Raw genomic sequence first — 26,069 nt, forward strand, 5'->3', positions numbered from 1 at the left:
GCCTTAATGAGTTACTATATAAATCAAACCACTTGTTCAGGGGTATATTCGTACATATAATCTTGGTTGATAACTTGTTTTTCTTTCACTTCGGATGGAAACATAGCTTCTGCCATACGAATAGCTTTCAGCATCCCCTTCGCCTTATTCACCGTTTCTTCATACTCTTTCTCGGGAACCGAATCCCAAACGATACCTGCTCCGGCCTGTACGTACGCACGACCTTTTCGGAAGATGATGGTACGAATGGTGATACAAGAATCCATGTTTCCTGAGAACCCTAAATATCCAATTGCTCCGGCATAAGCACCTCGAGCTTCTTTTTCCAGCTCTGCTATAATCTCCATAGCTCGCAGCTTCGGTGCCCCAGAAACCGTTCCGGCAGGCAGACAGGAGAGAAAGGCATCAAAGAAATCTTTATCCTCACTGAGCGTGCCTGACACATTCGATACCATGTGCATGACATGGGAGTATCTTTCAATCTCCATAAAGGAATCACATTTTACTGAACCAAATTTGGATACTCTCCCTAGATCATTACGACCCAGATCAACAAGCATCAGATGTTCCGCACGTTCTTTTTCATCCTCCAAGAGCTCCGCAGCAAACGCCCGGTCTGATGCTTCACTGTCACCCCTTGGTCTAGTTCCAGCAATCGGCCGTGTCTCCACACGATTTCCATCTACCTTTACGAGTGCTTCAGGTGAAGTGCCAACAATAATCTCCTCGTCCATTTTCAAATAGTACATATAAGGAGAGGGGTTAAGAGTTCTGAGCATCCGATATACATGCAATGGAGAAACTTCCGTTTCAATATGCAACCGCTGTGACAATACCACTTGAAAAATATCGCCTGAGCGAATATATTCCTTCGCCTGTTCTACATTGTTGATGTACTGCTCTTTAGTGAGATTAGAATGAATCTCTCCAAGCTCGATATCCTGCGGAATGCTGCGACGATTCACATTTTCCTTAGGGCCTTCTTTTTGTAGATCTTCGGCCATAGCCTCCAGCTTACGACTCAGGCTTTCATAATTGGATCTGATATCCGAATCTGTATCTCCGTCTTTTACATGCAGGTTACCAACAAGCAGAATCTGTTGCTTCACATGGTCAAAAACAATGATCCGATCGCAAAACATAAATCTTATATCATCCATTTGGAGATCATCCACAGGATGCTGAGGTAACTTCTCATAATATTGCAGCAGATCATATCCGAAAAATCCGATAGCCCCTCCAGTAAATGGAGGCATTTCGTCAAGCTTAGGACTACGGTATGAACGAAGTAACGCTTTAAGCTCCTCAATCGGCTTTCCGTATAGTTGCTTCTTCTCTCCGCCGACTTCAACGTTAATTGCACCCTTTTTACCGGATATCATCAAAAAGGGATCGCTACCGATGAACGAATACCGTGCCCATTGTTTTCCACCCTCTACACTTTCAAGTAAGAACGCGCGATCACGTTCAGCGAAACGTTGGAATAATCGGATAGGTGTTTCCATATCCGCGAGCAGTCGCTTTACAACAGGAATCAGATTATAATCCCGCGACAGCTTTACCACCTCTTGAACACTTGGATTCGTCATTGTTAGATGCCCCCTTAGATATATGAATGGTTCCGAAATACAAAAAAACCCTCTACCGAAGTAGAGGGTTTGTGTAAGTAAGTATATGTTTTTGAGCATTGATTAGCATAATTATGTAGTGTTTACAGACTTATCCCTAAATAAGATATATCACTGATAAATGACTTCAGTGCATATCAAAATAAAGACTCTGCTTACACGATAAATGCTAATCTAAAAAACTTCTCGCACTCTGCTCAACTATACTCATCTCAACTAAACTAAACTCTTCTATACTCGGCTAACTACACTATACATGATGACGAGGGTCATTGACAACCCACAACTATAATTTAAGACTTGCTCTCTGATAAATCCGGACGTAGCTTCTGAGCCTCATTCAGATAAACGTGGCGAATCTCACGCTGCGATTTATCCGTATTAATCTGTACCATCAACCGGATACACATCGGCAAGCTTCCTTTAACTGGGATTTCCGTTGAACACATAAGTGGAACCATTTCCCAGCCTTCAATCTCACGAATAGCTCTTGCAGGAAAAGTAGCATCCAGATCATTGGTCATCGTAATCCATACATTGCTTATATTCTCAGCTATAACATCATTACGTTCTACGATCTCCCGCAGCAATATAACGGTCTCACGTAAAATCTCTGCCTCTTCGTTCTTAGTCACGGTTGTTGCTCCGCGAATTCCTCGGTTTACCACGGTCTTCCCTCCTTCTTAAGCTCTGCGAGAACCTCTCGCACAAGCGACTCCTGCACATCGTTCACAATGCTTACAGAGCCTATGGAATCAGGCACGATAAAGGTCATCTTGCCTTCCTTGAATTTCTTATCATGCATCATAGCGTCCATCAGTTCATCTTCATCATACTCGGAAGGAAGCCGTACAGGCAGTGACAGCGCGGTCAGCATAGATACAGTGTCCTCATAAATGGAAGTATCCCGCCCAAGCTTCGCCGCCAATAGCGCTGAACCCGCCATCCCAATCGCAATCGCTTCTCCGTGCAGAAACACCCCATACCCACCAACTGCTTCAATGGCATGTCCGATCGTATGTCCGAGGTTCAATATCGCTCGAAGTCCATGCTCACGCTCATCATTAGCCACTACATCTGCCTTAATTGCACAGCCACGCTCTAAAGCATAACCTAAGGCTTCGACATTCAGCTCTAGCAGCTCTTCGGCATGATCACGACACCAATATGCGAACTCTTTGTCCACGAGGAGACCGTGCTTTACCACTTCAGCCAGACCTGATGACACTTGCCGTGCTGGAAGAGTACTTAGTGTATCCAAATCGTAGAGTACCATTGACGGTTGATAGAAAGCCCCTATCATATTTTTGGCTAATGGATGATTGACCGCCACTTTACCACCTACACTACTATCATGAGCTAGGATCGTCGTCGGAATTTGCAGAAAGCCGATTCCACGCATATAGGTTGCTGCTACAAATCCTGCTAAATCGCCAACCACGCCGCCGCCTAAAGCTAAAACTGCTGAATTGCGGTCTAATCCTGCTTGAATCGCGGTTGTCATGACTTCTTCATACACGGCTAATGATTTAGAGGCTTCACCTGCCGTCATTATGTGACTAACCACAGTATAGCCGTGAGAACGTAAACCTTCTTCAAGAGCCGGCAAGTACCTTGGCGCTACTTCAGTATCACTCACTACTAACAGTGGACTACGCTCCGAAAATCCGGCCTCAGCACAATAATGGGCGATGTCCTTTAGTAAACCACTACCGATAAGAATAGGATACGAGCGGTCGCCCAAATCTACATTAATAGTACGCATAATTAGTAGCTCTCCAGCTGTGATAGGTAATTTTCATAGTTCGCTTTAATTTCTTCCAGTGAGTCGCCACCGAATTTATCAAGGAATGCTTTTGCGATTTCCCAAGCCACTACGTTTTCCAGAACAACACACGCCGCTGGAACTGCACAAGCATCGGAGCGTTCAACTTGCGCTGTAAATGGTTCTTTCGTGTCAATATCCACACTTTGAAGCGGTTTATAAAGGGTAGGGATCGGCTTCATGACACCGCGAACTACAACAGGCATGCCGTTAGTCATACCACCTTCAAAACCACCTAAGCGATTACTTGCACGGTAGTATCCTTTAGAAGCTTCATACATAATTTCATCATGGACTTGCGATCCACGCAATTTTCCAGCTTCAAACCCAATGCCAATTTCAACGCCTTTGAATGCATTAATCGACATTACCGCCCCAGCGATTGCTCCGTCAAGCTTCCGATCAGACTGTACATAACTGCCAAGTCCGATAGGAAGTCCTTCGACGATACATTCAACGATTCCACCGATGGAGTCGCCCTCTTCCTTAATCTGATCTATGTAAGCCTCCATCTTCTGTTCCGTTTCTTTGTCGACAACTCTAACAGAGGACTGTTCTGTCCGCTCAATCAGCTCATCGATAGGCAGATCGTTAGCAGGCGCTTCAATTTCACCGATACGAATAACTTGCCCTGCTACCTTCACGCCAAAAGCTGCAAGCAGCTGTCTGGCTACAGCGCCACATGCGACTCTGGCTGCTGTTTCGCGAGCACTGGAGCGCTCCAGTACGTTACGAAGATCCGTATGGTTGTACTTCAATCCGCCGTTCAGGTCTGCATGGCCAGGACGCGGCCGATTTACGCGGCGTTTTTCTTCGTCACTGCCAGGAATAGGCTCGATATTCATGATGTTCTTCCAGTGGGTCCAGTCTTTATTCTCTACTACCAAGGCTACTGGAGCACCTGTAGTATAGCCATGACGCACTCCACCTACAATTTGTGCCGTATCTTTCTCAATCTGCATGCGACGTCCACGTCCATAACCCTTTTGTCGACGCTGCAATTGAAAATTAAGCTCTTCAAAATCCAATGTCAAATTACTTGGCAATCCCTCAATAATGGCCGTAAGCTGGGGGCCGTGCGTTTCCCCCGCTGTTAAATAGCGCAAACTCATGCTGCGTTCCCCCTTTTATACTTTTAAACTGTAAACCGCTAAAATCCTAATGATCTTTGCTCATTATAGTATAGGCAATCCTCTTTGACAAGAAAGGGATATCCCTAAAACGACTCCATTCACGACAAAATGAATTGGTTTTTGTGTAAAGAAAAAGCGCCATTCATACTCTAAAGAGTATGAATGGCGCTCCTCGGCTCGGTCCGGCACTTGTTAGCTTCCGATCCGCTGACTTGTTGAAGGAAATGTAGACTTACGCTCTTCCAGTTGCAGAAGGCGCTTCAATTGCATTTCTTCTACACCGAGAATTTGCCCGCACTCACGAACGGTAATAAAGCCTCGTTTGTACGCGGCAATGACCTTGCTTTTGTCCATCGGTTTAACGATCCTTTCGCTTAGCTTACAGATTCTACTACCCAGTATCACTGAACGATAGCGAAAGTATACCTATAAAAGTACACAGACGAAGGAGCAAGAAGTATTTATTTTTTACGATAGAAAAAGGTTTCCGTCGATTCAAAGCCATATTGCGCTGGCGTAAAGATCTGCTCTGTACTACCTACAAACAAATACCCGCCTGGACGTAAACTAGCCGAGAACTTATGGTAGAGCTTATTCTTCGCCTCTTCAGTAAAATAGATCATTACATTGCGACAAATGATAAGATCAAAACCCTCATCGAACTTGTCCAGCAGTAGGTTCTGTTTACGGAAATCTATGTTTTTCTTAAGCGTGTCGCTAACTTTGAATAAATGACCCTCGGGTTTAAAATAACGAGCAGCAACATCCTTAGGCACATCCTTTAAAGAACGTTCCAGATACAAACCTTGCTTTGCTTTGGAAAGCGCACCGTCGTCAATATCCGTAGCCAGAATGCCAGTCTGTCCCAATAAATTCTTATCCGATAAAATCATAGCCAGCGTATAGGGTTCTTCTCCAGTGGAACATGCAGCACTCCACAGTTTCAATCTGCGACCAGATTGTTGTATGTCAGGAAGAATGATATCTCGCAGTACTTCCCACCGATTCGGATTCCGCCAAAACTCGGAGACATTAATCGTCATTCGGTCCAAAAATTCATAAAATAATTCCTTGTCCTTCATCATTGCGGCAAAAAAATCACTAAAGGTTTGATATCCATTCTTCACACGAAGAGTCGTTAAACGCCGCTTCATCTGCGCTTCTTTATACTGAGCCAGATCAATTCCGGTGCTTTGCTTAACATGATGAATAAACCCGATGTAATCTGAATCTGCTGTTAATGCTGCAACATTACGATCAGACATGTTAATCCCCCGCCTCCCGCTTGGCTCCTACATCCAGACTGCGATCTCTTTGTTATAAAGATTCAATTCATCTGGAGTAAAGAAATTAGCAATTTCTCGTTCTGCACTTTCAGGCGAGTCTGATCCATGAATTAAATTAAGCGGTGTATGGCTGGCAAAGTCGCCTCGAATCGTACCCGGCAAGGCTTCTCCTACTTTCGTCTTACCAATGAGTGTACGGGATAATGCTACAACATCATCACCTTCCCATACCATTGCAAACACTGGACCTGAAGTTATAAAAGAAACCAACTCTCCAAAAAAGTCCTTACCAGCATGCTCCGCATAATGTCTTTTTGCTTGGTCTTCACTAACTGTAATCAGCTTTGCAGCGACCAGCTTAAAGCCCTTATCTTCAAAGCGTGAGACAATACGCCCAATTAATCCACGTTGTACTCCATCCGGTTTGACCATCAGATACGTCTTTTCCATAGAGGCACTCTCCAATTTCCCATTAGTTGGGTTGTTTTGACGCTATCTTAACAGAAACCGAGCTTTCTGGAAACGTTTAATTTCATGATCACCAAAATACTAATAAGCTCTACCTGTTACAAAAAAGGCAATATCGCGCAGATTACGCTTAGTCTTGTTGTTAGGCAACTGATCTAGTGCAGCAAGTGCCTTCGCGATATATCGCGAAGCCAGCTCCTCGGAACGGGTGATTCCGTCTCCAGAAAGAATAAGATCAATAGCACGCCCTACTGTGCTGTGCCCTTCACGAATAGACTTCAACTCTTCAAGAAGCGGAGCTCGCAATCTTTCATCCTCCAGGCTATAAATGACAGGAAGGGTGATGTTCCCTTGCCGCATATCACTTCCTGGAGGTTTACCGATTTGCTTTTCAGTGCCTGAGAGGTCAAGTAAATCATCACGAATCTGGAAAGCCATCCCTACATTATATCCATAATTATAAAGTAGACGAGCCACCTCTGGTTCAGCATCAGCAGCAAGTGCACCTAATTGGCAACTGACTGCAATCAACAGTGCTGTTTTACGGCGAATCCGCCGCAGGTAATGACGCACACTTTGCTCACTGTTGAAGAAGTCACGAATCTGCTCCATCTCACCGATCGACATTTCAATCATGGCCTTGGATAAAATCTGATGGATTCGCGGATTCTTCAGCTCCGTCGTCATCACCAGTGCTTTCGCATATATGTAGTCACCGGTGTACATGGCAATTTTATCGCCCCATTTGGCCTTAACAGTAAGTTCACCTCGGCGCAGTTCTGCATCGTCAATGACATCATCGTGAACTAGTGAAGCGCTATGAATTAGTTCTAGCGGTATCGCCACACGCTTCAGCTTCTCAAGATCATACTTTCCAAATTTCCCACCCATCAAAACAAATACGGGACGCAATCTTTTACCGCCAGCTTTTAATAAATGCAGAGAAGTCTCGGTTAGTAGGTCGTCATCACCCTGTACGCTACGGTACAAATCTTTTTCAATCTGATCCATGTCTCTGTTCAGTAATCCGAATATTTGCAGTCGTTTCATTCCTTCACCCGTGTCAACAGTTTATGACTCCAAATCTCCATCTTCACTGCCTGCGGCAGCAGACCCATCTCATAGGCATAGCGGAAATAGAGGTTCAGACCTTTCTGCTGCCTTTCTCCAAAATCATAGCTTAAATTGCGAAAGTACCCTTCCCAATAAGACTTAGTTCCTCCAATTGTCGAACAGGCTGCAAGTACTATAGGATCTAAATCACTTAATCCCCGCAGTTTACTCTCAGCAAAAGCTTCTGCAATCTCCGCAATGGCTTCCGGTTTGTCATTCGCAGCTTTTCGATTCACTGCCCAGACCGCAAAGGTCATCCCTAAGCCCGTCCATTCTTTCCAAAGCTCCGCCAGATCTGTAACGATATACCCTTGATCCTGCCAAGAGGCTTTAATCGCATGATCACCAATGAGTAAGCAGGCATCTGCTTGATGCATCATAGCATCCAAATCAGGATTAGCGCTAATATATTCTGGTTTATTGCCAAAAGCCTTTTCCATTAAAATTTTCAGCAAATTTACCGATGTTGCAGAAGTGTTCGTAACAGCAATCGTACCTGTACCTATCTGTGCAAGAGGCACTCGAGAAAAAAGAAAAATAGACCTCACAGGACCGTCCGCACTTACCGATAAATCAGGTAACAGCAATAACTTATCACTGGCTTCAGCATACGCAAAAGAGGATAATGCACCCACATGAATCGTTCCACGACTCATCCCCTGATTAAGAATGGCAGGTACCTCACTCACCATCTCTGCCGGATATTTCAGTGCAGAGGGATGAAAATTGTGAAATACCGGCCATGAGTTAGTATAGCTGATTTTACCTATGATGGTGTGGCTGTTATTCTCCATCCTTTCAATCCCCCCATCTGCGAAATAATTGATGTTCAATATTAAAGCTGTCAAGCACTTTACCCACCATGAAATTAATCAGATCATCCATACTTTGTGGCCCAAAGTAAAACGCCGGCATTGCCGGAATGATCCGAACCCCCAGACGGGACAGCTTCAACATATTCTCAAGATGAATAGCATGCAGAGGTGTCTCACGAGGAACAAGGACCAGTGGACGTCCTTCCTTAAGCATAACATCAGCAGCACGAGTCATCAGATTGTCGGAGGTTCCATTAGCAACCGCAGACAATGTTCCCATGGAACAAGGCATAATAATCATTCCCTCCACACGAAACGAACCACTTGCAATAGATGCACCGATATCAGCGACAGGATGATAAAGTAGAGAACCGGGATAGCCTTTGAACTTTTCGTTCAAAAAGCCTTCCCGGTCTGATGCGATATAACCTAGTTCTTCTTTAAAAACGCGCCAGCCCGCATTACTTACTACCAAATGAACGGAGTAGCCTAGCGATAGCAACGTTTCGATCAGACGAATACCATAAATAGCACCGCTTGCCCCAGTAATTCCAACCACGAAGTTTTTCGGTTTAGTAAGCGTCATTTTTTGAAATGCACCACCAAGTCAATCAAAGTGAAAGAGAACACCACGATGCTTAGCACGCCGTTCATAGTGAAAAAAGCGGTCTGTAAACGACTGAGATCACTCGGAGATACAATATAATGCTCATAAAAGAGAATAATATATGCGAGGATCATACCAGCCACATACCACCAGCTTAAATCCGTCAAAAACAGCAGCGATACGAATCCAATCGCCGTAAGAATGTGAAACACACGGGCAATAACGAGTGCACCTTGGACCCCAAATCGCACTGGAATGGATTTTAAGCCTTCTTTAAGATCAAATTCAACATCCTGACAAGAGTATATAACATCAAAACCAGCCGTCCAAAACACAATTGTGAAGTAAAATACCATTGAAGTCCAATTCACACTACCGGTCACAGCTACCCAGCCGCCCAGCGGTGCAAGCGCAATGGTAAGGCCGAGGATAAGATGGCATGCCCATGTAAAGCGCTTAGTGAATGAATAAATAACAAGAAGGAATACAGCGATAGGTAACAGCTTAGCTGACAAAGGATTCAATTTAAAGGCTGCCCAAAAGAGCAAGAAAAACGAAATGCCTATAAAAATGACAACTTCACCGATCTTTAGTAACCCTGCAGGAATCGCTCTTCCCGCTGTGCGTGGATTCTTGGCATCACTGATTCGGTCTATCAATCGATTCAATCCCATAGCTGCACTTCGTGCTCCAAACATAGCGATTACAATCCAGCCAATTTGACTCCAGGATGGGAGGCTATCATTCATGACCACAGATCCCAGTAAAGCACCCATAAAGGCAAAGGGTAAAGCAAATACCGTATGTTCAAACTTAATCATTTGTAAAAAGATACCGATTTTCTTAAACATTCCTGTTCTCCTTGAGCCCAATATGTAATGCCGCGATGCCTCCGGTCAAGGGGAAGGATTCCACTTTTTGAAGTCCGGTTTCACGGAAAATAGTGGCCAGTTGCTCCCGGTCTGGGAACATTGCCAATGATTCTGGCAGCCATTTGTATTGCTCGTACCTTTTCGCGAATAACTTACCAAGCAATGGAAGTACACGCTGGAAATAAAAGAAATATACGCCTTTAAACGGCTGTTTCATCGGCTTAGATAGCTCCAAACATACAACCATTCCACCAGGTTTTACTACCCGCTTCATTTCGTTAAGCACTTGAACAGGATCTGGCACATTGCGTAGTCCGAATCCAATCGTTGCATAATCAAACGCATTGTCTTCAAAAGGCAGCTCCATAGCATTGCCCTGCACCAGCGAAATACGGTCCTGAAGCTTGCGCTCTTCCACTTTTCGGCGACCTACTTCAAGCATACCTGCGCTGAAATCCAGTCCGATTACATTGCCAGTCTGCGAAGCTTCCGCCAAAGCGATGCTCCAATCACAGGTTCCGCAACATAGGTCAACGGCCGAATCCCCGCGCTTCATCCCCATCTTCTTCATCGTGAATTTACGCCATGCCTTGTGGCGGCGAAAGCTTAGGATGTCATTCATCAAATCGTATTTTCCAGCAATACTCTCAAATACGGAATGTACAAACTGCTCTTTTGGTTTGCTGTTATCACCCACAGCAGTTGTCGTTTTTTCCATAGTCATCCCTTAACCCTCCACGGCTGCTTGTCCTGTGACCTTCATCTGCAGGAGAAAACGATCCAGCGCGATCTCTAGCTCTTTAAGTAAACTCTCGTCTTTAACGCTTTGCAATAGCCCCTGAATAGACTGAAGCGATTGATGAAGCTTGTCCGTCAGTTGCGAATCACATTTATATTTCATTTTTAGCATCTTCCATTCCTTCTGATCAAGGTTTAGGTCTTGAAGTTGCTTACGTTCTTCCTCTGTTGCAGTCTCCATCATCTTCCAGTAGCAATAGCCATTCCCTGCATTCGCAGGATCATCACTACGAAGAAGTTCAATAGCAACGGTCTCGCACTGACTGAATTCTGCCAGCAGTTTTTCCCACAGCTCCACTAAGGAGTTCTCAATCATAGGCGTAAAAGAAAGGAACAGCCGCATATTCAGCTGTACCATGTGCCGCAAGTATTGTTCAGCCGAAAGGCGTATGCCTCTCATCTTCACGTAGAGATTCGCTTTCAAGACATTGAAATCTGCAATCGCCTTACTCAAGATTCCAATCATCTCGATCTGATCACTCTTTGCAAGCAAATGGTAAAACCAGCTGCTGAAGTAATCGCCAGCTAGTACCTTCAATTGACGGGAACGCATAGGGTCTCCCCCCCGTCTATCATTCGAACGGTCAATGACCTCATGCGTGTCCAGACCTAGTTGAACAAGCGCTGTCACAAGCGTGTACAACTCTCCGGCACTTCCTTTTGCAGAAGAAGCATGATTTAGAAAAATATATAACAAATGACCCCGGCCATCAGAAAACGGCGGCAAATCCGTATGCTTCTGAATCATGTCGTAGTCGGTGTAGGGTTTAGCCAGTTGCGGTATGCAGTACGGTTTCATTTCAGCCTCCGAAGCCATTGACATAATAATAATTCGTTTGTTCACAATCTTGTCTATTATATCACATGTTTTTTTGTCACGCACTGTGGTACGCCTGAGTTTCTTTTAATCCATTTAAGGATAAATGAACTGTTTCTTCCAGAGCTCGGTTTCACTAATGCGGAAGCCCGTTTTGAGACGATCCGATATAGGAAGATTACCCGCAGACTGAAGTTCATCTTGCAGCGTATAAGACCACTCAGAACGTCTGATATCACCAGCTAACAGCAGTCGGCGGCTACCAAGCCATTTATCTTCTACCACAATGCGAAGTAGAAGTTGATCCACATTCGAGGTTTCCTGAATAGCAAAGGAAATGGCCAGAGCCATATTTTGATAGAGTTCCTCAGGTTCATGATCGTTCCCGCTCACTTTCAGATCCAGTGACAGAACATGATCTTCCCAGCCAACGCTATCTATGGATAAGGTCAACGGAAGAGCGCCCAGAACATCAACAAGATTGTCATTGCCCAGCACTGTGTTATGGCTGCCAGTAAAAGTCTCCACTGTCCCATTTCTCTGCTGTACGGATGAGTCTAAGTCTGCCAGTTTCGGCAAAATAACAGCAGAGGTCGCAGTCAAGAGTAATACGGCACCAATCAACCAGGCTTTGTTCATGGACACGCCCCCCTTATCCATAGTACCCACTTTTTTTGTGGATATGATCATTCACCCTTACTATATTTTGAAAAAAAGCAGGCTATGCCTGCTTTTCAGCTTTCACTTTCCAATTGTCCGTGTTTCGTTAAAATTTCAGCTTTTCCGCGGATTTTCATTGCTGAGGTATGATCGGTAAATTGGGCAATCAACACCTCACCCTTGTCTAGCTTCTCTGTATGATGAAAGCGTGTATCCGTACCTCTAGTTAGCCCAATGACTTGAACGCCATTTTCTTTGGCCTTAACCACAATATAGTCGCTACCTGTCGGAAGCGGATTTTCGCTCGTATTTTTATCCGTCATCGCTGATCCTCCTCTAAACCTAATGTACAGCCCATGCTATTCCAAAAAACAAATGCCGCCTTGGAGGGCGGCATAGTTGTACTTAAAAAGACTATGGGATTGATATGTAGAAATCTTTATTTGATTCCGTCTTTCAGCGCTTTACCAGGTTTGAATGCCGGTACCTTGCTTGCAGGAATTTCGATTTCTTCACCAGTTTGTGGGTTACGGCCTTTACGTGCGGAACGTTCGCGCACTTCAAAGTTTCCGAATCCAACCAGTTGTACTTTATCACCGCTTTGCAGCGCTTCTGTAATTGCTTCGAAAACCGCATCTACAGCTTTAGTAGCATCCTTCTTGGGAAGTTCAGTTGCTTCTGTAACTACATTGATCAAATCAGATTTATTCATGTTTTCTCACCTCCCTGAGTAAATTTCCGGTATCATACACTGTTTCCGTTTAAACGTAAAATATACGTGATAATCCCGTTTATTACTGAACACTGGCGCCCATAGACCTTGAAGCGCAACAAACTTATAGTAATACAGCCCATCCATAAATTCAAGCAGTTAGACAAAAAAGGAGTAGAAATTATCATCTATGCTTGCATAAACATCTAATTCCCATCTAATTTTATAGACCTATAAGACCAGGTTAATTCTTCTTTTCAGAAAAAAAATTGAGTCAGATTCACCGTTATTATAGGAACTAGGAATCAAGTTTCGTTATTTTTACGCATAAAAAGAGTGGGATCTCTCCCACTCTTCCAATCTGCTTAAATTTAAGTTAGAGAATAATTGCAATAAGTCCGCCTGAGCCTTCATTGATGATCCGACCAAGCGTTTCTTGCAATTTGTAGCGCGCATTATCCGGCATCATCGCGATCTTGCCTTGAATACCTTCCCTCACAATGGAATGCAAGGAGCGCCCAAAAATATCGGATTCCCAAATCTTAATTGGGTCGTTCTCGAAATCCTGCATCAAATAACGGACCAACTCTTCACTTTGTTTCTCTGTACCAATGATTGGTGAGAACTCAGATTCAACATCAACACGAATCATATGAATAGATGGTGCGGTGGCCTTTAAGCGAACCCCAAAGCGAGAGCCTTGACGAATCAGCTCTGGTTCATCTAGCGCCATTTCAGCTAGTGAAGGAGCAGCAATACCATAACCGGTAGTCTTGACCATTTCTAAAGCTTCAGAGAAACGGTCGTACTCTCTTTTCGCGTGTGAGAATTCCTGCATCAGCTGGAGCAAGTGATCTTTACCGCGGATTTCAACCCCTACTACCTCCATCAGAACCTGATCATACAGCTCTTCTGGGGCATACAGATCGATCTCTGCTACACCCTGACCCATGTTCATACCACTTAGGCCTGCTTTATCGATAAAATCATACTCTGTGAACTGAGATACGAGCCGGTCAACATCCCGCAAGCGGCGAATGTCTTTTACCGTATCGCGAACGGAGTTCTCATAGCTACTACGCAGCCAGTGATTCTCTCCAAGCACCATGACCCAGCTTGGCAAGTTCACATTTACTTCATGAACAGGGAATTCGTACAATACTTCACGCAGTACACCTGTTACATCCTCTTCGGTCATGTTTGCTGCGCTGAGTGTCATGACAGGGATATCGTATTTGATGGCTAGCTCGCTACGGAGCTGCTGTGCTTCCTCACTGCGTGGGCGAGTGGAGTTAATGACAAGCACAAATGGCTTACCCACTTCCTTCAGCTCTGCAATGACGCGCTCTTCAGAGTCCACGTACGAGTTCCGCGGAATTTCTGCAATCGTACCATCTGTTGTTACTACAACACCAAGCGTTGAATGCTCCTGGATGACCTTACGGGTCCCGATTTCTGCCGCTTCCTGAAAAGGAATTGGCTCCTCAAACCAAGGTGTAGAGATCATTCGTGGTCCATTCTCATCCTCGTAGCCTTTAGCGCCTTCTACAGCGTAACCCACACAGTCTACCAGTCGAACGTTAACCTCAAGCCCTTCCGCAACCTTGATTTGGACTGCGTTGTTAGGCACGAACTTAGGTTCAGTGGTCATAATTGTTTTGCCTGCTGCGCTTTGCGGAAGCTCATCCACAGCTCTTACCCGATCTGCCTCATTCGTGATGTTAGGCAGGACAATTGTTTCCATGAAGCGCTTGATAAATGTCGATTTCCCCGTGCGAACCGCGCCGACGACGCCAAGATAAATGTCTCCGCCGGTACGCTCGGCAATGTCCTTGAAAATATCCACTTTTTCCAAAAGAGATCCCCTCCTCATATTACTCCGAAGAAAAAATGCCTGAAGAGCATCGACTTCGCGTTCCGCCGGTAATCTGACCCTTGCAGGACATCAACCGGACTTATCGTATGCCCGCCCGAAGCCTAGCTGCTTTCGACCGGGACGTACTGGCCCCGCGCTAAACTCCGAATGCTCGGACATGCATTTGGACTAGTATCATCATATGTATCCGGAACGAATTTATGACCCATAATCGCGCATTTTGCAATGTAATTTCTAAAAATTAGTTGTGCGCGCCGCAAGGCGTCTGACGCCCGGAAGCTTTCTCATCCATCATATGAGGTAGGGTTCATTGATAGAACTAACAAAATAGCCAGCTATAATAGCTGGCCCAATCCATATATGCGTATATACTCTCTATTTCAGTAGCGTAATACCAAATGAAGCTCCGGCATTCCCGGCAAATACAATATTGCCCTTAATAGGTAGTACAACCTCATTGTTACTACTAATGACCGTGTTATTCACTAGGGCTCCCGTTTCATCGTATACCATAAAAGCACCTTTTGCTGGCATCTTAACTACCATTTTCTTTCCAGCCGCTGTTTCGGGAACACTGAACCATCTAGCATAACCATCAGCTTGTATCGTAGCTATCGACGATTTGCCTTTATAGAGCGGCTTCACTCCGTCCTCACTCATATACAAGGTTCCAGCCGCATTAAAGTACTCTATGCCCTCTTTGGCATAGAAAAGAATATCAAATGTATCTCGGCCCGCGATGCCAGGAATTTGGTGCTGGCTCCCAGCCGTATTTGGACCTGTTATCTTCATACCTTTGAAATAACCCTCACTTGTCTGTATTGTTGGCCTAATCATGTTCATATAGGTGATGGAACTGAATTTCTCGCTGACTGGATAGTATAACTTACCTTCTCTTTTTGCCCATGCATCTGCGGTTTGTTTATTCAGTGCTGCAACTTCCAATTTCTCCGCCTTATATTCAGAATACGCAAGCTGGCCTAATTCAGGAACCGAAATATACTGGCTCATCCACAAATAAGTCCGTCCGTTGCTTTCCTTTACAAAATTAACCTTTGTGCTGCCTTCCTCATCAACAAAAGTTCCATCCGTGGTGTAAATAAATTTTTGTTCCGGAGCAGTCATTCCTGATAACAAGAGTTCCCCGTCTTTGATAGCTGCCTTCCACTGATCGCCTAGAGTACTGTAATAACCTGCGTATTTCACAAGATCTTTTGGCATGTCAGCCTTAACTGGCTTGCCAAATGATTTATCTGGCTTGATTTCTGTAATTGCGCCCTTCTCTTTCATCGCCTGAAGGAGCAGTTCACTTGCCAGCAGTTGATTAATTGAGGAGCTCCCGCCCGAGGTAATGACTGCTGCAGCCATATTCTGTACAGGAAGCACGACGAGGGAGGATTGATACATCTGTGTATCTCCTCCTTTAACAAGAGCTTTTATACCATAATCGTTAAAAGGGAATAATCGCACACTATCCCAACCAAGTCCGTAGTCAGCAGAATTATCCCCGTCTTTGGGCCAAAATCCCTTTCTATACTCTTCTTGCTCCATGGCCTGTACTGATTTGGTTGAGAGTACATCTGCTCGCTTCCCAGTAAAGATTTGCGAGAATCGGACCAAATCCTCCGCAGTAGAGTAGACTCCGCCTGTACCAATCGCATTGGTCGTCTCCGTTGGAAGCTGCCCCTCATATGCAGGAGAGTAAAGGCCGGCAAATTTGCTTGAATCTACCATGTCTTGTGGCGTCATGGTATGGTTCATACCCAAAGGTACAGCAAAATTGTCATGAATGAATGTAGTAAATGTCATGTTACTGACTCTTTCTACAAGAATTTCTGCGAGCGTGAATCCATCATTGCAATACACTGAAAAAGCTCCCGGTTCTGCCTTTAATTTCTGTGTAGACAAGTTCTCCAGCAGTGAATCGTGTACGTACGTATCTGGATCATCAAATAGAAATGCACTAGTTAAACTCGAACCCTGCAAACCAGATGAGTGATTCAACAACATGCGTGGGGTAATCTTTTTATAACGTTCATCTTCCATTTTAAAATCCATAATATATTGTACGACAGGAGTATCGAGATTGATCTTGCCTTCATCAACTAATTTCATGACCGCTGACGCCGTAAACATTTTGCTCGTAGAGCCAATACCATAGATTGTTTCCTTCGTTAAAGGGATTTTTCCTGCTTTGTCGTTAATTCCTGTTTGTCCCGATACTTTGATCACTCCATTGTCGATCAAGGCATACTGTACGCTGGTTATCCCATATTGTTCAGTTAGAAGCGTTGCTTTCTCAGCAGCGAGCTTCTCTAGCGTCTTAGAAGAAACCGTAGCTACGCTGCTGGAAGCCATCGCGCTTGTAGGAATAAGTGGGGTCAGGGCTAAGGCCGCTGCAAGCGTCCATATGATATTTTTTTTCATGTCATCAACATCCTTTTGTTTCTAATTTTGAACAATTATGAATTATTCACGATTCATCTCTAGCCTGAACTGAATCTCCTTTCTTACCTTCATTCTAGCAATCCAGTCTTACGCGCCATTAAACAGAACCTTAATTCCATCTACGATTTATGTAAGACAATTAAGCTTCTGTTAAGGCAATATCTGAACAACACAAAAACGCCTAATCCTTCGGATATAACCGAAGCTTAGACGCTCTTAAGCTTTAACTTTCACTTCAACTAGGAGACTGCGGGACAGGCTGATTGTTAATCCATAGATACGGCAAAGACTTCACGGGCACGTAATAGGAAGCTTCCTCCAGATCTAGTCGCAAATCTTTTTTCTCGTCATGTTCCCCACCATTCTTTTCGATGGCAGCTATAATATCAAAGACATAATCTACATAGACCATTCCAGCCTTATCCATGATGAAATCAAGAACCTGCCCGGAATAGACGCTAGTTAATGATATGGAGCTTGTTCCTGCCTTCTTATGATCAATGGTGTAAAGTCCAGGATATAGCTCATCAAGTACGGGCAAAGAGCCGTCATGAGCTGATTTATAACGATTAATCTGACGCTGCACATCATTCACCTTTTGAACGGTAACAAGGTCCATCACCTTAACTACTGGATCACTTTCCTCATTCAAAATAAGAAAATAAGCGCTTCCGCCCTGTTCAAAAGCCGTAGCCGGAATATCATCCAAATATCCCTTATTGTTCAGCTTGCCTAGGTCTATCCGGAACTTCTCATATCTTGGAGTAGCTTCATCCGCATTAAGGATCGGAAGCACACCTTCCTCTTGTTGAAAATCATCAACGGCTGCTTGTATCCGTTTAACACTTTCTCGATAATTAACGCTAGCACGCTTTTCTTCTCCAGGATACAGACATCCGGAAAGAGTAAGAGCGATTGACATCACTACCAGAAAAAGTCTTGCTCCTGCCTTTAGCTTCTTCTTTCTTCGTATAAACTCCAACCGAGTCCCTCCCACGGTGACAATCTAACACTACCACAGCTCATCTTCTTCCCCACGCCGCGCAGCTTCAAGCTTACGGCGTACAGCAGCCTTAAGTGGATCTTCTGGCACCTGAACGGTCACATCGCTCCATACGGCAGCCTGACAAGCCAGACGCACTCCTTCTTCTAACGTAGTTCCAAGCTTACGTCGTTCAATATCCCCTGGCGGTCTCAGCGCTGTGGCCTCTTCAGTCGCAATTTTAACCTTGCACATCAAACAGCCTGCTTTGCCTCCACAGCGAGTGGTAATCGTCACTCCGGCTTTACGAGCTGCCTCCAGTACCGAGATACCACGATTCACCACAGCTTTACGACCTTCAGGTTGAAACATAACGGTGACGCCATTTTGCGATTTCATGATGTTACTTCCTTCCTCAACATTATGTAACTGCTTACATAATCGAAACAACTCCGCCCAATAGGCCAACTAACATGATGACAAACGCAAGGATAGATAGCAGTGCTTTAAGCAGTCCCTTTGTTTTGCTCCGAGCAAAAGTTATTAGAAATACAGACAGTCCCATAATCAGCATTGCAATCAGGGACAACCACATTTTTGTCATCGGATCCAAGGTCAAAGCCCCCATTCGCCTGTAATATATTAGGGATTATTATATCATGACCTTATCCTATTCTGTAAAAAAACATCATTTTTTATATATTATTATTAAGATATTTTAGCTGAGAGAGTTTTACAATAAATAAAAAAAGAGCAAAAGATAACAGAATCTCATGGATTCTGGATCTTTTGCTCACCCAACCTAAAGCTATTTTTTAAGCATCATTTTCATTAAAGACTCCATTGTGCCGGAACCTGCGCCGCCTTTTTTGACGGCATTAATAATTTCCTGCACAGTAGCTTCACTGACCGGCACTTTCGCCATCGATGACACCTGCTTAATTAACTGGCGGAGCTGGGCTTCATTCTGCGTAGTTCCTGGTTTGACCGTACTGGCTAGCTTTTTGACGGCACTTTCCGTAATGTTCTTGCCCGCCTTTTTGTTAATGGCGTTCAATGCATCCTTGGAAAAATCTCTGCTCACTTTTCATCCCTCCTCCGTCAATCCCCAATACAACATATGAGAAATTGCGGAAAAAGGTGAACAGGATCAGGAATGCCACTGCTCCCAAGTTTCCTGAGATATTGCCTCAAGCTCAGGTTTACGATCACGGCCCATCAGAGCCTCAACAGCACTACGTGGACTTCTACCTTTAAAAAGGACATGATAAATTTGATCTGTAATGGGCATTTGGACTCCTAGCTTGATGGAAATGGCATAAGCTGCCTCCGTGGTACGAATACCTTCGACAACCATTCCCATCGACTCCAGTACCTCATCCAGTGGTTTTCCTTGCCCGAGCATAAAGCCAGCACGCCAGTTACGGCTGTGCTGGCTCGTAGCAGTCACTACAAGATCGCCAACACCTGCAAGCCCTGCAAAGGTCAAAGGATTCGCTCCAAGCTCGACGCCCACCCGAGAAATCTCGGCCAGTCCACGTGTCAGAAGCGCCGCCTTAGCATTATCCCCAAATCCTAGACCATCGGATAGACCTGCACCGAGTGCAATAATATTCTTTAGTGCGCCGGCAAGCTCTACTCCTACCTGATCACGGTTCGTATATACACGAAAATCATTGTTTATGAACAATTCCTGTGCTTCAGCAGTACGCTTATCATCAGGTGAAGCCACAACAACTGTAGTAGGACACAGGCGCACTACTTCCTCTGCATGACTCGGTCCGGAGAGAACGACAATCTGCCCTTCGTCACAGCCGAGTTCTTCAGCAATAACTATGGACATCCGTTTCTTGCTTTCAGTCTCAAAGCCCTTCGTAGCATGAACGCATAGCATTTCATCCTTCCAGAACGGCTTCAGACTGCGAGCAACCTGTCGCATACCTGAAGATGGGGCTACAATAACAACCGCTTTAGAACCGGAAACTGCGGTCTCCAGATCGGTGGTTGCAATGATGTTTGCGGGCAGAGAAATCCCCGGTAAATACTTATTATTGATATGAGAACCATTGATCTCGGCAGCTTGATCAGAGTTACGTGTCCACAGATAAACTTCCGAGTGATTCGCAGCCAGCACACTTGCCAGCGCAGTTCCCCAGCTCCCCGCTACTAGTACGGTTACTTTATCAGACAACACGATTCCCTCCTTTTACTTTTGAGCCTATCTTGTTCTCACGGCCCTCTACAATCTTAACAATGTTCGTCCGGTGCCGCCAGAAGGCAAAAACCGCAATGATAATACTGGTCCAGAGCACAGGCTGTGTAAATCCTGTCAATAATAGAAAAACCGGTGTCAGCGCGACAAAAATCAACGAGCCAAGTGACACGTAACGAGTGATAAAGATAGATCCTATGGCGATAACACCAGCGAGCAGTGCAGGCCATAAACACAGTGTGGCCATAACACCGATCGTAGTAGCGATGCCCTTTCCCCCACGGAAACGAAAGTAAAGCGGCCAGTTATGTCCTACAATGGCAGCGATTCCGCAAAGAGCAGCAACCCAGGTTTCCCAGCCGCCTACCCAAGTTCCTAACCAAACTGCGGCAACACCCTTCAGTACATCCAGTACTAGCACAGATATCGCAGGACCTTTTCCCAGTACACGCAGTGTATTGGTAGCCCCCGCATTGCCGCTCCCATATTGACGGATATCAATTCCCTTTAGTAGCTTGGCGAACAGCACACTAAAGCTGACAGAACCAAGCAAATAGCTTACAACGATAACCAGAAGTTCAAGCGCCACACTTCTTCTCCCCTAACCTTCGTTTTCGGATTTGCGCCGTGTAAAGAGACGGATTGGCGTTCCCTCGAAATTAAACGCCGCGCGGATTTTATTCTCCAAGTAACGTTCATAGGAGAAGTGCATCAGCGATGGGTCATTTACGAACACCACGATCGTCGGTGGCTTCACCGCAACCTGCGTTACGTAGTTAATACGTAAGCGACGGCCTTTGTCAGTTGGAGGAGGGTTAATCGCAATGGCATCCGATACAACATCGTTCACCAGATGCGTAGTAATGCGTAGTGCATGCTGTTGAGATACATGCTGCACCACTGGCAGCAATTTTTGCAGGCGCTGTTTAGTTAAAGCCGACAAGAAGACAACCGGTGCGTAACTCATAAACAAGAAGTGGTCACGAATCTTAGACTCGAAGTTCTGCATAGTCTTGTCGTCTTTCTCAATGGCATCCCATTTGTTCACAACAAAAATAGATGCTTTACCAGCTTCATGTGCATAACCAGCGATATGCTTGTCCTGGTCGATGATGCCCTCTTCACCGTTAATTACAACGAGAACCACATCAGCCCGTTCAATCGCACGCATAGCACGCATAACACTGTATTTCTCAATGTTCTCATAGACCTTGCCTTTTTTGCGCATACCTGCAGTATCGATAAGCACATAACGTTGTCCATCACGTTCAAAAGGCGTATCAATAGCATCGCGAGTAGTACCCGCAATATCACTAACGATAACGCGTTCTTCACCCAGAATTGCGTTAACCAAAGAGGATTTACCTACATTCGGACGGCCAATCAAAGCTACACGAATGACATCGTCATCATATTCATCATCTATTTTCTCTGGCAGACGTTCTACGACAGCGTCCAATAAGTCACCGAGTCCTGTACCATGACTACCGGAAATTCCGATTGGATCTCCAAAACCTAGGCTATAGAACTCATAAATATCATCTGCACGCTTCATATTATCCACTTTATTGATGGCAAGAACGATCGGTTTACCTGAACGGAACAGAATCTGAGCTACCTCTTCATCTGAATTCGTCACACCACTCTTTGCCTCACACATAAATACAATAACATCCGCTTCTTCAATCGCCAGCTCCGCTTGAACGCGGATTGATTTCAGAATCGTGTCATCTCCATCAATTTCAATACCTCCGGTATCAATCACACTGAACGACTTACCGTTCCAATCTGAAATACCATAAATCCGGTCACGTGTAATCCCCGGTTTATCTTCTACAATGGCCAATCTATCGCCAATCAGCCGATTAAAAATCGTCGATTTCCCGACGTTAGGCCTCCCAACGATTGCCACAACGGGTCTTGCCATATTCATTCCTCCTGTCATCCTTACGATACTCATCATAGCAAAAAACATTAAAATTGGCTAACACTCATGTTAGCTTTAATAAATTCTTTCTGTCACTGGAAAAAGAGAATCGGCGAACCCCCGTATCGAGGGCTCGCCGATTACTTTACCCGTATATTCAAAAAGCAGGATTAGTTATTACCTTTGAATTTGTCCAACTTGTCACCAAAACGTTCAGCAAGCGTAAAGCTAAGGCCTTCGTTGCTTAGAGAAACGTTAGGGTTATTCAAAACTTCTTTAGGAGCTCTGTCTCTGCTGTTGCTGCGTTCAGGTCTAGCAGTAGGTGCTGGAGCTTCTTCAGTTTCTTTGATGCTCAGGCTAACACGTTTCTCGGATGGATTGAAGTCCAGTACTTTCACTTGTACTTCTTGTCCTTCTTTCAATACTTCGTGTGGAGTAGCAATGTGTTTGTGGGAGATTTGTGAAATGTGCACAAGACCTTCCACACCTGGAAGCAATTCAACGAATGCTCCGAAGTTCACAAGACGTTTTACAACGCCTGTTACAACATCACCGATGTTGATTTCGCCAGCAGCAGAGTCCCAAGGACCTGGAGCAGCAGCTTTAATGCTCAGGCTGATTTTTCCTTTTTCAGGATCAACCTTAAGTACTTTAACACGTACTTTATCACCTTCAGAAACTACATCAGAAGGCTTCTCTACGTGATTCCAAGCGATTTCGGATACGTGTACAAGACCGTCAACTCCGCCAACATCAACAAATGCGCCGAATTGGGTCAGACGTTGTACAGTACCTTCAATGATTTGACCTTCAGACAGTTCAGCCATAATTTTAAGCTTATTAGCTTCGAACTCTTCTTCAAGAACTTCTTTAGCGGACAGGATTACTTTGCTGTTCTCACGGTCAAGTTCTTTCACTTTAACGCGAAGGGTACGGCCTTTGTAATCGCTGAAATCTTCAACGAAGTGACGCTCAACCATGGAAGCTGGGATAAATCCACGTGCTCCAACATCAGCTACTAGACCGCCTTTAACAACGTCAGCCACAGTAACTTCGAAAGCTTCCTGGGAAGCAAAGTACTTCTCAAGATCTTCCCATGATTTTTCGCTATCAACAGCACGTTTGGAAAGAACAAGGCTTTCCTTGTTGTCGTTGATGCTAACAACTTTACATTCTACTTCCTGTCCAACTTCTACTGCTGCAGCAGCGTTGTCCAGTTGTACTGCGGACAATTCGCGAATCGGAATCACACCGTCGTATTTATATCCAATGCTTACATAAGCTTGGTTATCTTCAATTTTGACGATTGTTCCTTTCACGGTATCGCCTTTTTTCAGAGAAATGATTTCCAAGTCAGCTTGGTTAGTCACTTCTTCTTCGTTAACGGCAGCAACTTCTACAGCTCCGTTATTTTCTGTCACAGCGGATTCCACCGCTTCTACGGTTTCATTGCTCTCCGTAGCTTCCTGATTTTTAATTTCTTCAGACATGTGATTAGCCTCCTCGATTCAAAACCCCATTTATTTAAACCTGCGTATAGCAGAGTTCAAAACAAGCATTGCTTGGTATTACAAATTACACTTGAAGATAGTATGTTCCAAAAAATAGCGACTATGCCGTTATTTAATCATAGCACAGGACGAAATTTGTGATTCCGTTTATCCCTTAACCAACAGTTGGTATACCCGACTTCTTCATCTCATTGATGCGTTCCATAATGACATCGGTAACAGCCTCGAGAGATTCACTTCCTGCACCGGCAAATTGACTGAGATCTATAGGAGCCCCATAGACTACAACCATCCGTCGAAAGGGTTTGTACTCACCGACAATAGCGGCTGGAACAACTGCAGCACCGCTTCGAAGTGCAAAGCTTGCAGCACCTTTCTTGGCAACTCCGGCGTCAGAGTTACGCGTACCCTCCGGGAAGATACCCATGACATTACCACCGCGAAGTGTGTTAAGGGCCGTTTTAATGGATTCTTTGCTTACACCACCACGTTTGACCGGAAAAGCACCCAATTTGTTAATGAGCCAGCCAAGCACAGGAACCTCAAAAAGTTCTGCCTTAGCCATATACTTTACTTGACGGTCTAACTTAATCCCGATAGTCATCGGATCCAGCAAACTAATATGGTTGGCACAGAGCAGCACCCCGCCCTCCTTTGGCACATTCTCTTCCCCCACAATCTTAAGCGGGAAAACAATTGCGTAAATCAAGCGAAGCAATCCTCGGCAAAATACATAAATCATAAATGATTTCTCTCCCCGTCAACATGAGATCTACAATGGGATACAATGGCCTCCACGACTTGATCGATATCCATAAAGGTCGTGTCGAGAAGAATCGCATCTTCCGCACGTCGCAGCGGTGAAATCTCCCGTCCTTCATCCAGACGATCCCGCTGTGCAATATCATGTTCAAGCTGCTGAAGCGTCACCGATTCCGCGTCTCTCAATTCCTTATAACGACGGAGAGCTCTTTCTTCCACACTTGCCGTCATAAAAATCTTTACTTCGGCATCGGGCAGCACGGTCGTACCGATATCGCGGCCATCCATTACAACGCCTTTGCGAAGCGCCATCTGACGCTGCAAATGACTCAGTCTGGACCTTACACCTTCGATCTTCGAATACTGCGACACAAGGCCGCTAACCTGAAGACTCCGAATATGCGGCGTTACGTCTTCCCCATTAATCAGCACCTTCTGGATGTCTTTTTCCGGAATAAGCTCAATAACCATATCGTGAACTTTCTGGTTCACTTGATTCTGATCTTCCGGTTCTATGCCTTCTCGGATCATATACCAGGTGATTGCCCGGTACATTGCGCCTGTATCGACATAAATATAAGACAACTTCTGGGCTACCAATCGGGCTACAGTACTCTTGCCTGCCCCGGCAGGTCCGTCGATGGCGACGTTAATTCTGTCGTAAGTATGTGTACCCTGCCTATCCAACGGGGCATTCCTCCTCAAACACTCTTTCATAAGAAAAGCATCTAGCGATGTCAAGTTCGTTCCTGCAATATCAAGGAGCACATACAAATGGATATGCTTGATGATATTATCAAGAAAAAAGCAGGCATTGCCTGCGACTTATAAAATTATACCACAGTTTATACTTCAGTGCAAAATCAGAACACTTAATAGAGCTAAGAAAAATGCCTATCGGTTGCGGAAATCAAACTGTCGTTCAAAGCAGTAACGTATTATTTTCTGACGCTCATTATCCGTAATAGCCACAAATTTCAGCATGGCCAATTGGCGCCCGTTTTCAAGCTTTTTAATCCGAACCACTTCACCTTCAAAGTCCACATGCTCAATACTACCATTTCGATAAGGCACTAGAACCCAGCAGGATAATTTCGCTCCCACCTCGAGCTTCACTTGGTGATCCACCAAGAAAGACGTTCCTCCGCCACCGATATCATCTGTACGTACAAGGAATCTTTTGCCAAAGCTATCCTTCACAGCTAATTCAAGATCTGCATTCACCCGAAAAAAGCTTCGTCTCTGAATTTTGAAAATCGAATCCGCCTCTGGTTTTTGTATCCGGACCATACGAATTACATCTTCTTTAAACCCGAGAACATGAGTATTAAAGTAATTTTTAATGCCACCCTCAGTAATAAAATAAACCGAAAGCTCGTCCCCCATAAAAAGTCGTTTCAGACGACCGTCACTCTCCTGCATAGGAATTTCAATCAGGAATGCGTCGTCCTCTGTCTCTGCAATTCTCGATCTATATTCAACTTCTGCTTCAGCAGCGTCACTGGAAGCAACCTGTATGTATAGATATTCATTAATTTTAGGATACAAAGATGTCACCGCCAAATCAGTATAGTTAACAATGATTATAGCATGGGAATATCACCCAATGAGATAAAT

Annotated in this window: 29 protein-coding genes; all 29 read right to left on the bottom strand. The window is 44.7% G+C overall.

Annotated features, from left to right (window positions below):
- Positions 1–23 precede the first annotated feature (23 nt).
- The gene (trpE, locus tag NSS87_RS21585; RefSeq protein ID WP_042190178.1) at positions 24–1,589 is read right to left on the bottom strand and encodes an anthranilate synthase component I; all 1,566 of its coding nucleotides are present in this window, start codon (positions 1,587–1,589) and stop codon (positions 24–26) included.
- 332 nt (positions 1,590–1,921) lie between these two features.
- Positions 1,922–2,296 (bottom strand): chorismate mutase, encoded by a 375-nt coding sequence (gene aroH / locus NSS87_RS21590; protein WP_042190180.1) that lies wholly within the window; start codon positions 2,294–2,296, stop codon positions 1,922–1,924.
- On the bottom strand, positions 2,290–3,393 hold the full coding sequence (aroB, locus tag NSS87_RS21595; RefSeq protein WP_339242713.1) for a 3-dehydroquinate synthase: 1,104 nt from the start codon (positions 3,391–3,393) through the stop codon (positions 2,290–2,292). Before aroB ends, aroH begins: the two co-directional genes overlap by 7 nt.
- Positions 3,394–3,395: 2 nt before the next feature.
- Positions 3,396–4,565 (bottom strand): chorismate synthase, encoded by a 1,170-nt coding sequence (gene aroC / locus NSS87_RS21600; RefSeq protein WP_042190184.1) that lies wholly within the window; start codon positions 4,563–4,565, stop codon positions 3,396–3,398.
- Positions 4,566–4,778: 213 nt separating this feature from the next.
- Positions 4,779–4,940, bottom strand: coding sequence for a hypothetical protein (locus tag NSS87_RS21605; protein ID WP_170880309.1), 162 nt, complete (start codon positions 4,938–4,940; stop codon positions 4,779–4,781).
- Positions 4,941–5,047: 107 nt separating this feature from the next.
- Positions 5,048–5,851, bottom strand: a complete 804-nt coding sequence (locus NSS87_RS21610) for a protein-glutamate O-methyltransferase CheR (RefSeq protein WP_076284563.1) — start codon at positions 5,849–5,851, stop codon at positions 5,048–5,050.
- A 27-nt stretch (positions 5,852–5,878) separates the two neighbouring features.
- Complete coding sequence (gene ndk / locus NSS87_RS21615) at positions 5,879–6,322, bottom strand: nucleoside-diphosphate kinase (protein ID WP_339242717.1); 444 nt, start codon at positions 6,320–6,322, stop codon at positions 5,879–5,881.
- 99 nt (positions 6,323–6,421) lie between these two features.
- Positions 6,422–7,390, bottom strand: coding sequence for a polyprenyl synthetase family protein (locus NSS87_RS21620; protein WP_042190190.1), 969 nt, complete (start codon positions 7,388–7,390; stop codon positions 6,422–6,424).
- Entirely contained in the window at positions 7,387–8,247 is an 861-nt protein-coding gene (locus NSS87_RS21625) for a menaquinone biosynthesis protein (protein ID WP_076299575.1), read from the bottom strand. Before NSS87_RS21625 ends, NSS87_RS21620 begins: the two co-directional genes overlap by 4 nt.
- A 4-nt stretch (positions 8,248–8,251) precedes the next feature.
- A complete protein-coding gene (locus NSS87_RS21630) occupies positions 8,252–8,854 on the bottom strand; it encodes a flavin prenyltransferase UbiX (protein WP_042190195.1) in 603 nt (200 codons plus the stop codon).
- A complete protein-coding gene (locus NSS87_RS21635; RefSeq protein ID WP_042190197.1) occupies positions 8,851–9,726 on the bottom strand; it encodes a UbiA-like polyprenyltransferase in 876 nt (291 codons plus the stop codon). The genes NSS87_RS21630 and NSS87_RS21635 overlap by 4 nt, the downstream gene beginning before the upstream one ends.
- Positions 9,719–10,471, bottom strand: a complete 753-nt coding sequence (locus NSS87_RS21640; RefSeq protein WP_143764070.1) for a demethylmenaquinone methyltransferase — start codon at positions 10,469–10,471, stop codon at positions 9,719–9,721. The genes NSS87_RS21635 and NSS87_RS21640 overlap by 8 nt, the downstream gene beginning before the upstream one ends.
- A 3-nt stretch (positions 10,472–10,474) precedes the next feature.
- Positions 10,475–11,428 (bottom strand): heptaprenyl diphosphate synthase component 1, encoded by a 954-nt coding sequence (locus NSS87_RS21645; protein WP_339242720.1) that lies wholly within the window; start codon positions 11,426–11,428, stop codon positions 10,475–10,477.
- Between the two features lie 30 nt (positions 11,429–11,458).
- Positions 11,459–12,001 carry a hypothetical protein gene (locus NSS87_RS21650; protein ID WP_339242722.1) on the bottom strand — a complete coding sequence of 181 codons (543 nt, stop codon included), beginning with the start codon at positions 11,999–12,001 and terminating at the stop codon, positions 11,459–11,461.
- A 95-nt stretch (positions 12,002–12,096) separates the two neighbouring features.
- A complete protein-coding gene (gene mtrB / locus NSS87_RS21655; RefSeq protein WP_042190204.1) occupies positions 12,097–12,345 on the bottom strand; it encodes a trp RNA-binding attenuation protein MtrB in 249 nt (82 codons plus the stop codon).
- Positions 12,346–12,461: 116 nt separating this feature from the next.
- The gene (locus NSS87_RS21660; RefSeq protein ID WP_036676223.1) at positions 12,462–12,734 is read right to left on the bottom strand and encodes an HU family DNA-binding protein; all 273 of its coding nucleotides are present in this window, start codon (positions 12,732–12,734) and stop codon (positions 12,462–12,464) included.
- Between the two features lie 376 nt (positions 12,735–13,110).
- Positions 13,111–14,589, bottom strand: coding sequence for a stage IV sporulation protein A (spoIVA, locus tag NSS87_RS21665; RefSeq protein ID WP_042129583.1), 1,479 nt, complete (start codon positions 14,587–14,589; stop codon positions 13,111–13,113).
- Positions 14,590–14,985: 396 nt separating this feature from the next.
- Positions 14,986–17,037 carry a serine hydrolase domain-containing protein gene (locus NSS87_RS21670; RefSeq protein WP_339242724.1) on the bottom strand — a complete coding sequence of 684 codons (2,052 nt, stop codon included), beginning with the start codon at positions 17,035–17,037 and terminating at the stop codon, positions 14,986–14,988.
- Positions 17,038–17,293: 256 nt separating this feature from the next.
- Positions 17,294–18,040 carry a hypothetical protein gene (locus NSS87_RS21675; RefSeq protein WP_042190208.1) on the bottom strand — a complete coding sequence of 249 codons (747 nt, stop codon included), beginning with the start codon at positions 18,038–18,040 and terminating at the stop codon, positions 17,294–17,296.
- Positions 18,041–18,070: 30 nt separating this feature from the next.
- Positions 18,071–18,439, bottom strand: a complete 369-nt coding sequence (locus tag NSS87_RS21680) for a 2Fe-2S iron-sulfur cluster-binding protein (RefSeq protein WP_042190210.1) — start codon at positions 18,437–18,439, stop codon at positions 18,071–18,073.
- Between the two features lie 34 nt (positions 18,440–18,473).
- On the bottom strand, positions 18,474–18,653 hold the full coding sequence (locus tag NSS87_RS21685) for a DUF2768 family protein (protein WP_042129589.1): 180 nt from the start codon (positions 18,651–18,653) through the stop codon (positions 18,474–18,476).
- 195 nt (positions 18,654–18,848) lie between these two features.
- On the bottom strand, positions 18,849–19,124 hold the full coding sequence (locus NSS87_RS21690) for a stage VI sporulation protein F (protein WP_042190213.1): 276 nt from the start codon (positions 19,122–19,124) through the stop codon (positions 18,849–18,851).
- A 66-nt stretch (positions 19,125–19,190) separates the two neighbouring features.
- Positions 19,191–20,231 (bottom strand): NAD(P)H-dependent glycerol-3-phosphate dehydrogenase, encoded by a 1,041-nt coding sequence (locus NSS87_RS21695; RefSeq protein WP_042190215.1) that lies wholly within the window; start codon positions 20,229–20,231, stop codon positions 19,191–19,193.
- On the bottom strand, positions 20,224–20,841 hold the full coding sequence (plsY, locus tag NSS87_RS21700) for a glycerol-3-phosphate 1-O-acyltransferase PlsY (protein WP_339242727.1): 618 nt from the start codon (positions 20,839–20,841) through the stop codon (positions 20,224–20,226). Before plsY ends, NSS87_RS21695 begins: the two co-directional genes overlap by 8 nt.
- A 12-nt stretch (positions 20,842–20,853) precedes the next feature.
- Positions 20,854–22,179, bottom strand: coding sequence for a ribosome biogenesis GTPase Der (gene der / locus NSS87_RS21705; RefSeq protein WP_042190218.1), 1,326 nt, complete (start codon positions 22,177–22,179; stop codon positions 20,854–20,856).
- Between the two features lie 170 nt (positions 22,180–22,349).
- Positions 22,350–23,669, bottom strand: a complete 1,320-nt coding sequence (gene rpsA, locus NSS87_RS21710; protein WP_197071234.1) for a 30S ribosomal protein S1 — start codon at positions 23,667–23,669, stop codon at positions 22,350–22,352.
- A gap of 175 nt (positions 23,670–23,844) precedes the next feature.
- Positions 23,845–24,432 (bottom strand): lysophospholipid acyltransferase family protein, encoded by a 588-nt coding sequence (locus NSS87_RS21715; RefSeq protein WP_042190219.1) that lies wholly within the window; start codon positions 24,430–24,432, stop codon positions 23,845–23,847.
- Positions 24,429–25,139, bottom strand: coding sequence for a (d)CMP kinase (gene cmk / locus NSS87_RS21720; protein ID WP_231573321.1), 711 nt, complete (start codon positions 25,137–25,139; stop codon positions 24,429–24,431). The genes NSS87_RS21715 and cmk overlap by 4 nt, the downstream gene beginning before the upstream one ends.
- A gap of 207 nt (positions 25,140–25,346) precedes the next feature.
- Complete coding sequence (locus tag NSS87_RS21725) at positions 25,347–26,000, bottom strand: flagellar brake domain-containing protein (protein WP_042190221.1); 654 nt, start codon at positions 25,998–26,000, stop codon at positions 25,347–25,349.
- Positions 26,001–26,069 lie beyond the last annotated feature (69 nt).

The organism is Paenibacillus sp. FSL F4-0243 (assembly GCF_037963295.1).
GTDB lineage: Bacteria > Bacillota > Bacilli > Paenibacillales > Paenibacillaceae > Paenibacillus_AQ.

Excerpts from the sequence above, each read along its gene's own strand:
- NSS87_RS21635 (WP_042190197.1), bottom strand. The coding sequence starts at position 9,726 with ATGTTTAAGAAAATCGGTATCTTTTTACAAATGATTAAGTTTGAACAT.
- NSS87_RS21605 (WP_170880309.1), bottom strand. The coding sequence starts at position 4,940 with ATGGACAAAAGCAAGGTCATTGCCGCGTACAAACGAGGCTTTATTACC.
- rpsA (WP_197071234.1), bottom strand. The coding sequence starts at position 23,669 with ATGTCTGAAGAAATTAAAAATCAGGAAGCTACGGAGAGCAATGAAACC.
- NSS87_RS21715 (WP_042190219.1), bottom strand. The coding sequence starts at position 24,432 with ATGATTTATGTATTTTGCCGAGGATTGCTTCGCTTGATTTACGCAATT.
- NSS87_RS21625 (WP_076299575.1), bottom strand. The coding sequence starts at position 8,247 with ATGGAGAATAACAGCCACACCATCATAGGTAAAATCAGCTATACTAAC.
- aroB (WP_339242713.1), bottom strand. The coding sequence starts at position 3,393 with ATGCGTACTATTAATGTAGATTTGGGCGACCGCTCGTATCCTATTCTT.
- mtrB (WP_042190204.1), bottom strand. The coding sequence starts at position 12,345 with ATGACGGATAAAAATACGAGCGAAAATCCGCTTCCGACAGGTAGCGAC.
- NSS87_RS21670 (WP_339242724.1), bottom strand. The coding sequence starts at position 17,037 with ATGAAAAAAAATATCATATGGACGCTTGCAGCGGCCTTAGCCCTGACC.
- NSS87_RS21610 (WP_076284563.1), bottom strand. The coding sequence starts at position 5,851 with ATGTCTGATCGTAATGTTGCAGCATTAACAGCAGATTCAGATTACATC.
- NSS87_RS21680 (WP_042190210.1), bottom strand. The coding sequence starts at position 18,439 with ATGAAATCGCAAAATGGCGTCACCGTTATGTTTCAACCTGAAGGTCGT.
- trpE (WP_042190178.1), bottom strand. The coding sequence starts at position 1,589 with ATGACGAATCCAAGTGTTCAAGAGGTGGTAAAGCTGTCGCGGGATTAT.
- NSS87_RS21630 (WP_042190195.1), bottom strand. The coding sequence starts at position 8,854 with ATGACGCTTACTAAACCGAAAAACTTCGTGGTTGGAATTACTGGGGCA.
- aroC (WP_042190184.1), bottom strand. The coding sequence starts at position 4,565 with ATGAGTTTGCGCTATTTAACAGCGGGGGAAACGCACGGCCCCCAGCTT.
- NSS87_RS21620 (WP_042190190.1), bottom strand. The coding sequence starts at position 7,390 with ATGAAACGACTGCAAATATTCGGATTACTGAACAGAGACATGGATCAG.
- NSS87_RS21640 (WP_143764070.1), bottom strand. The coding sequence starts at position 10,471 with ATGACTATGGAAAAAACGACAACTGCTGTGGGTGATAACAGCAAACCA.
- ndk (WP_339242717.1), bottom strand. The coding sequence starts at position 6,322 with ATGGAAAAGACGTATCTGATGGTCAAACCGGATGGAGTACAACGTGGA.
- NSS87_RS21650 (WP_339242722.1), bottom strand. The coding sequence starts at position 12,001 with ATGAACAAAGCCTGGTTGATTGGTGCCGTATTACTCTTGACTGCGACC.
- NSS87_RS21660 (WP_036676223.1), bottom strand. The coding sequence starts at position 12,734 with ATGAATAAATCTGATTTGATCAATGTAGTTACAGAAGCAACTGAACTT.
- der (WP_042190218.1), bottom strand. The coding sequence starts at position 22,179 with ATGGCAAGACCCGTTGTGGCAATCGTTGGGAGGCCTAACGTCGGGAAA.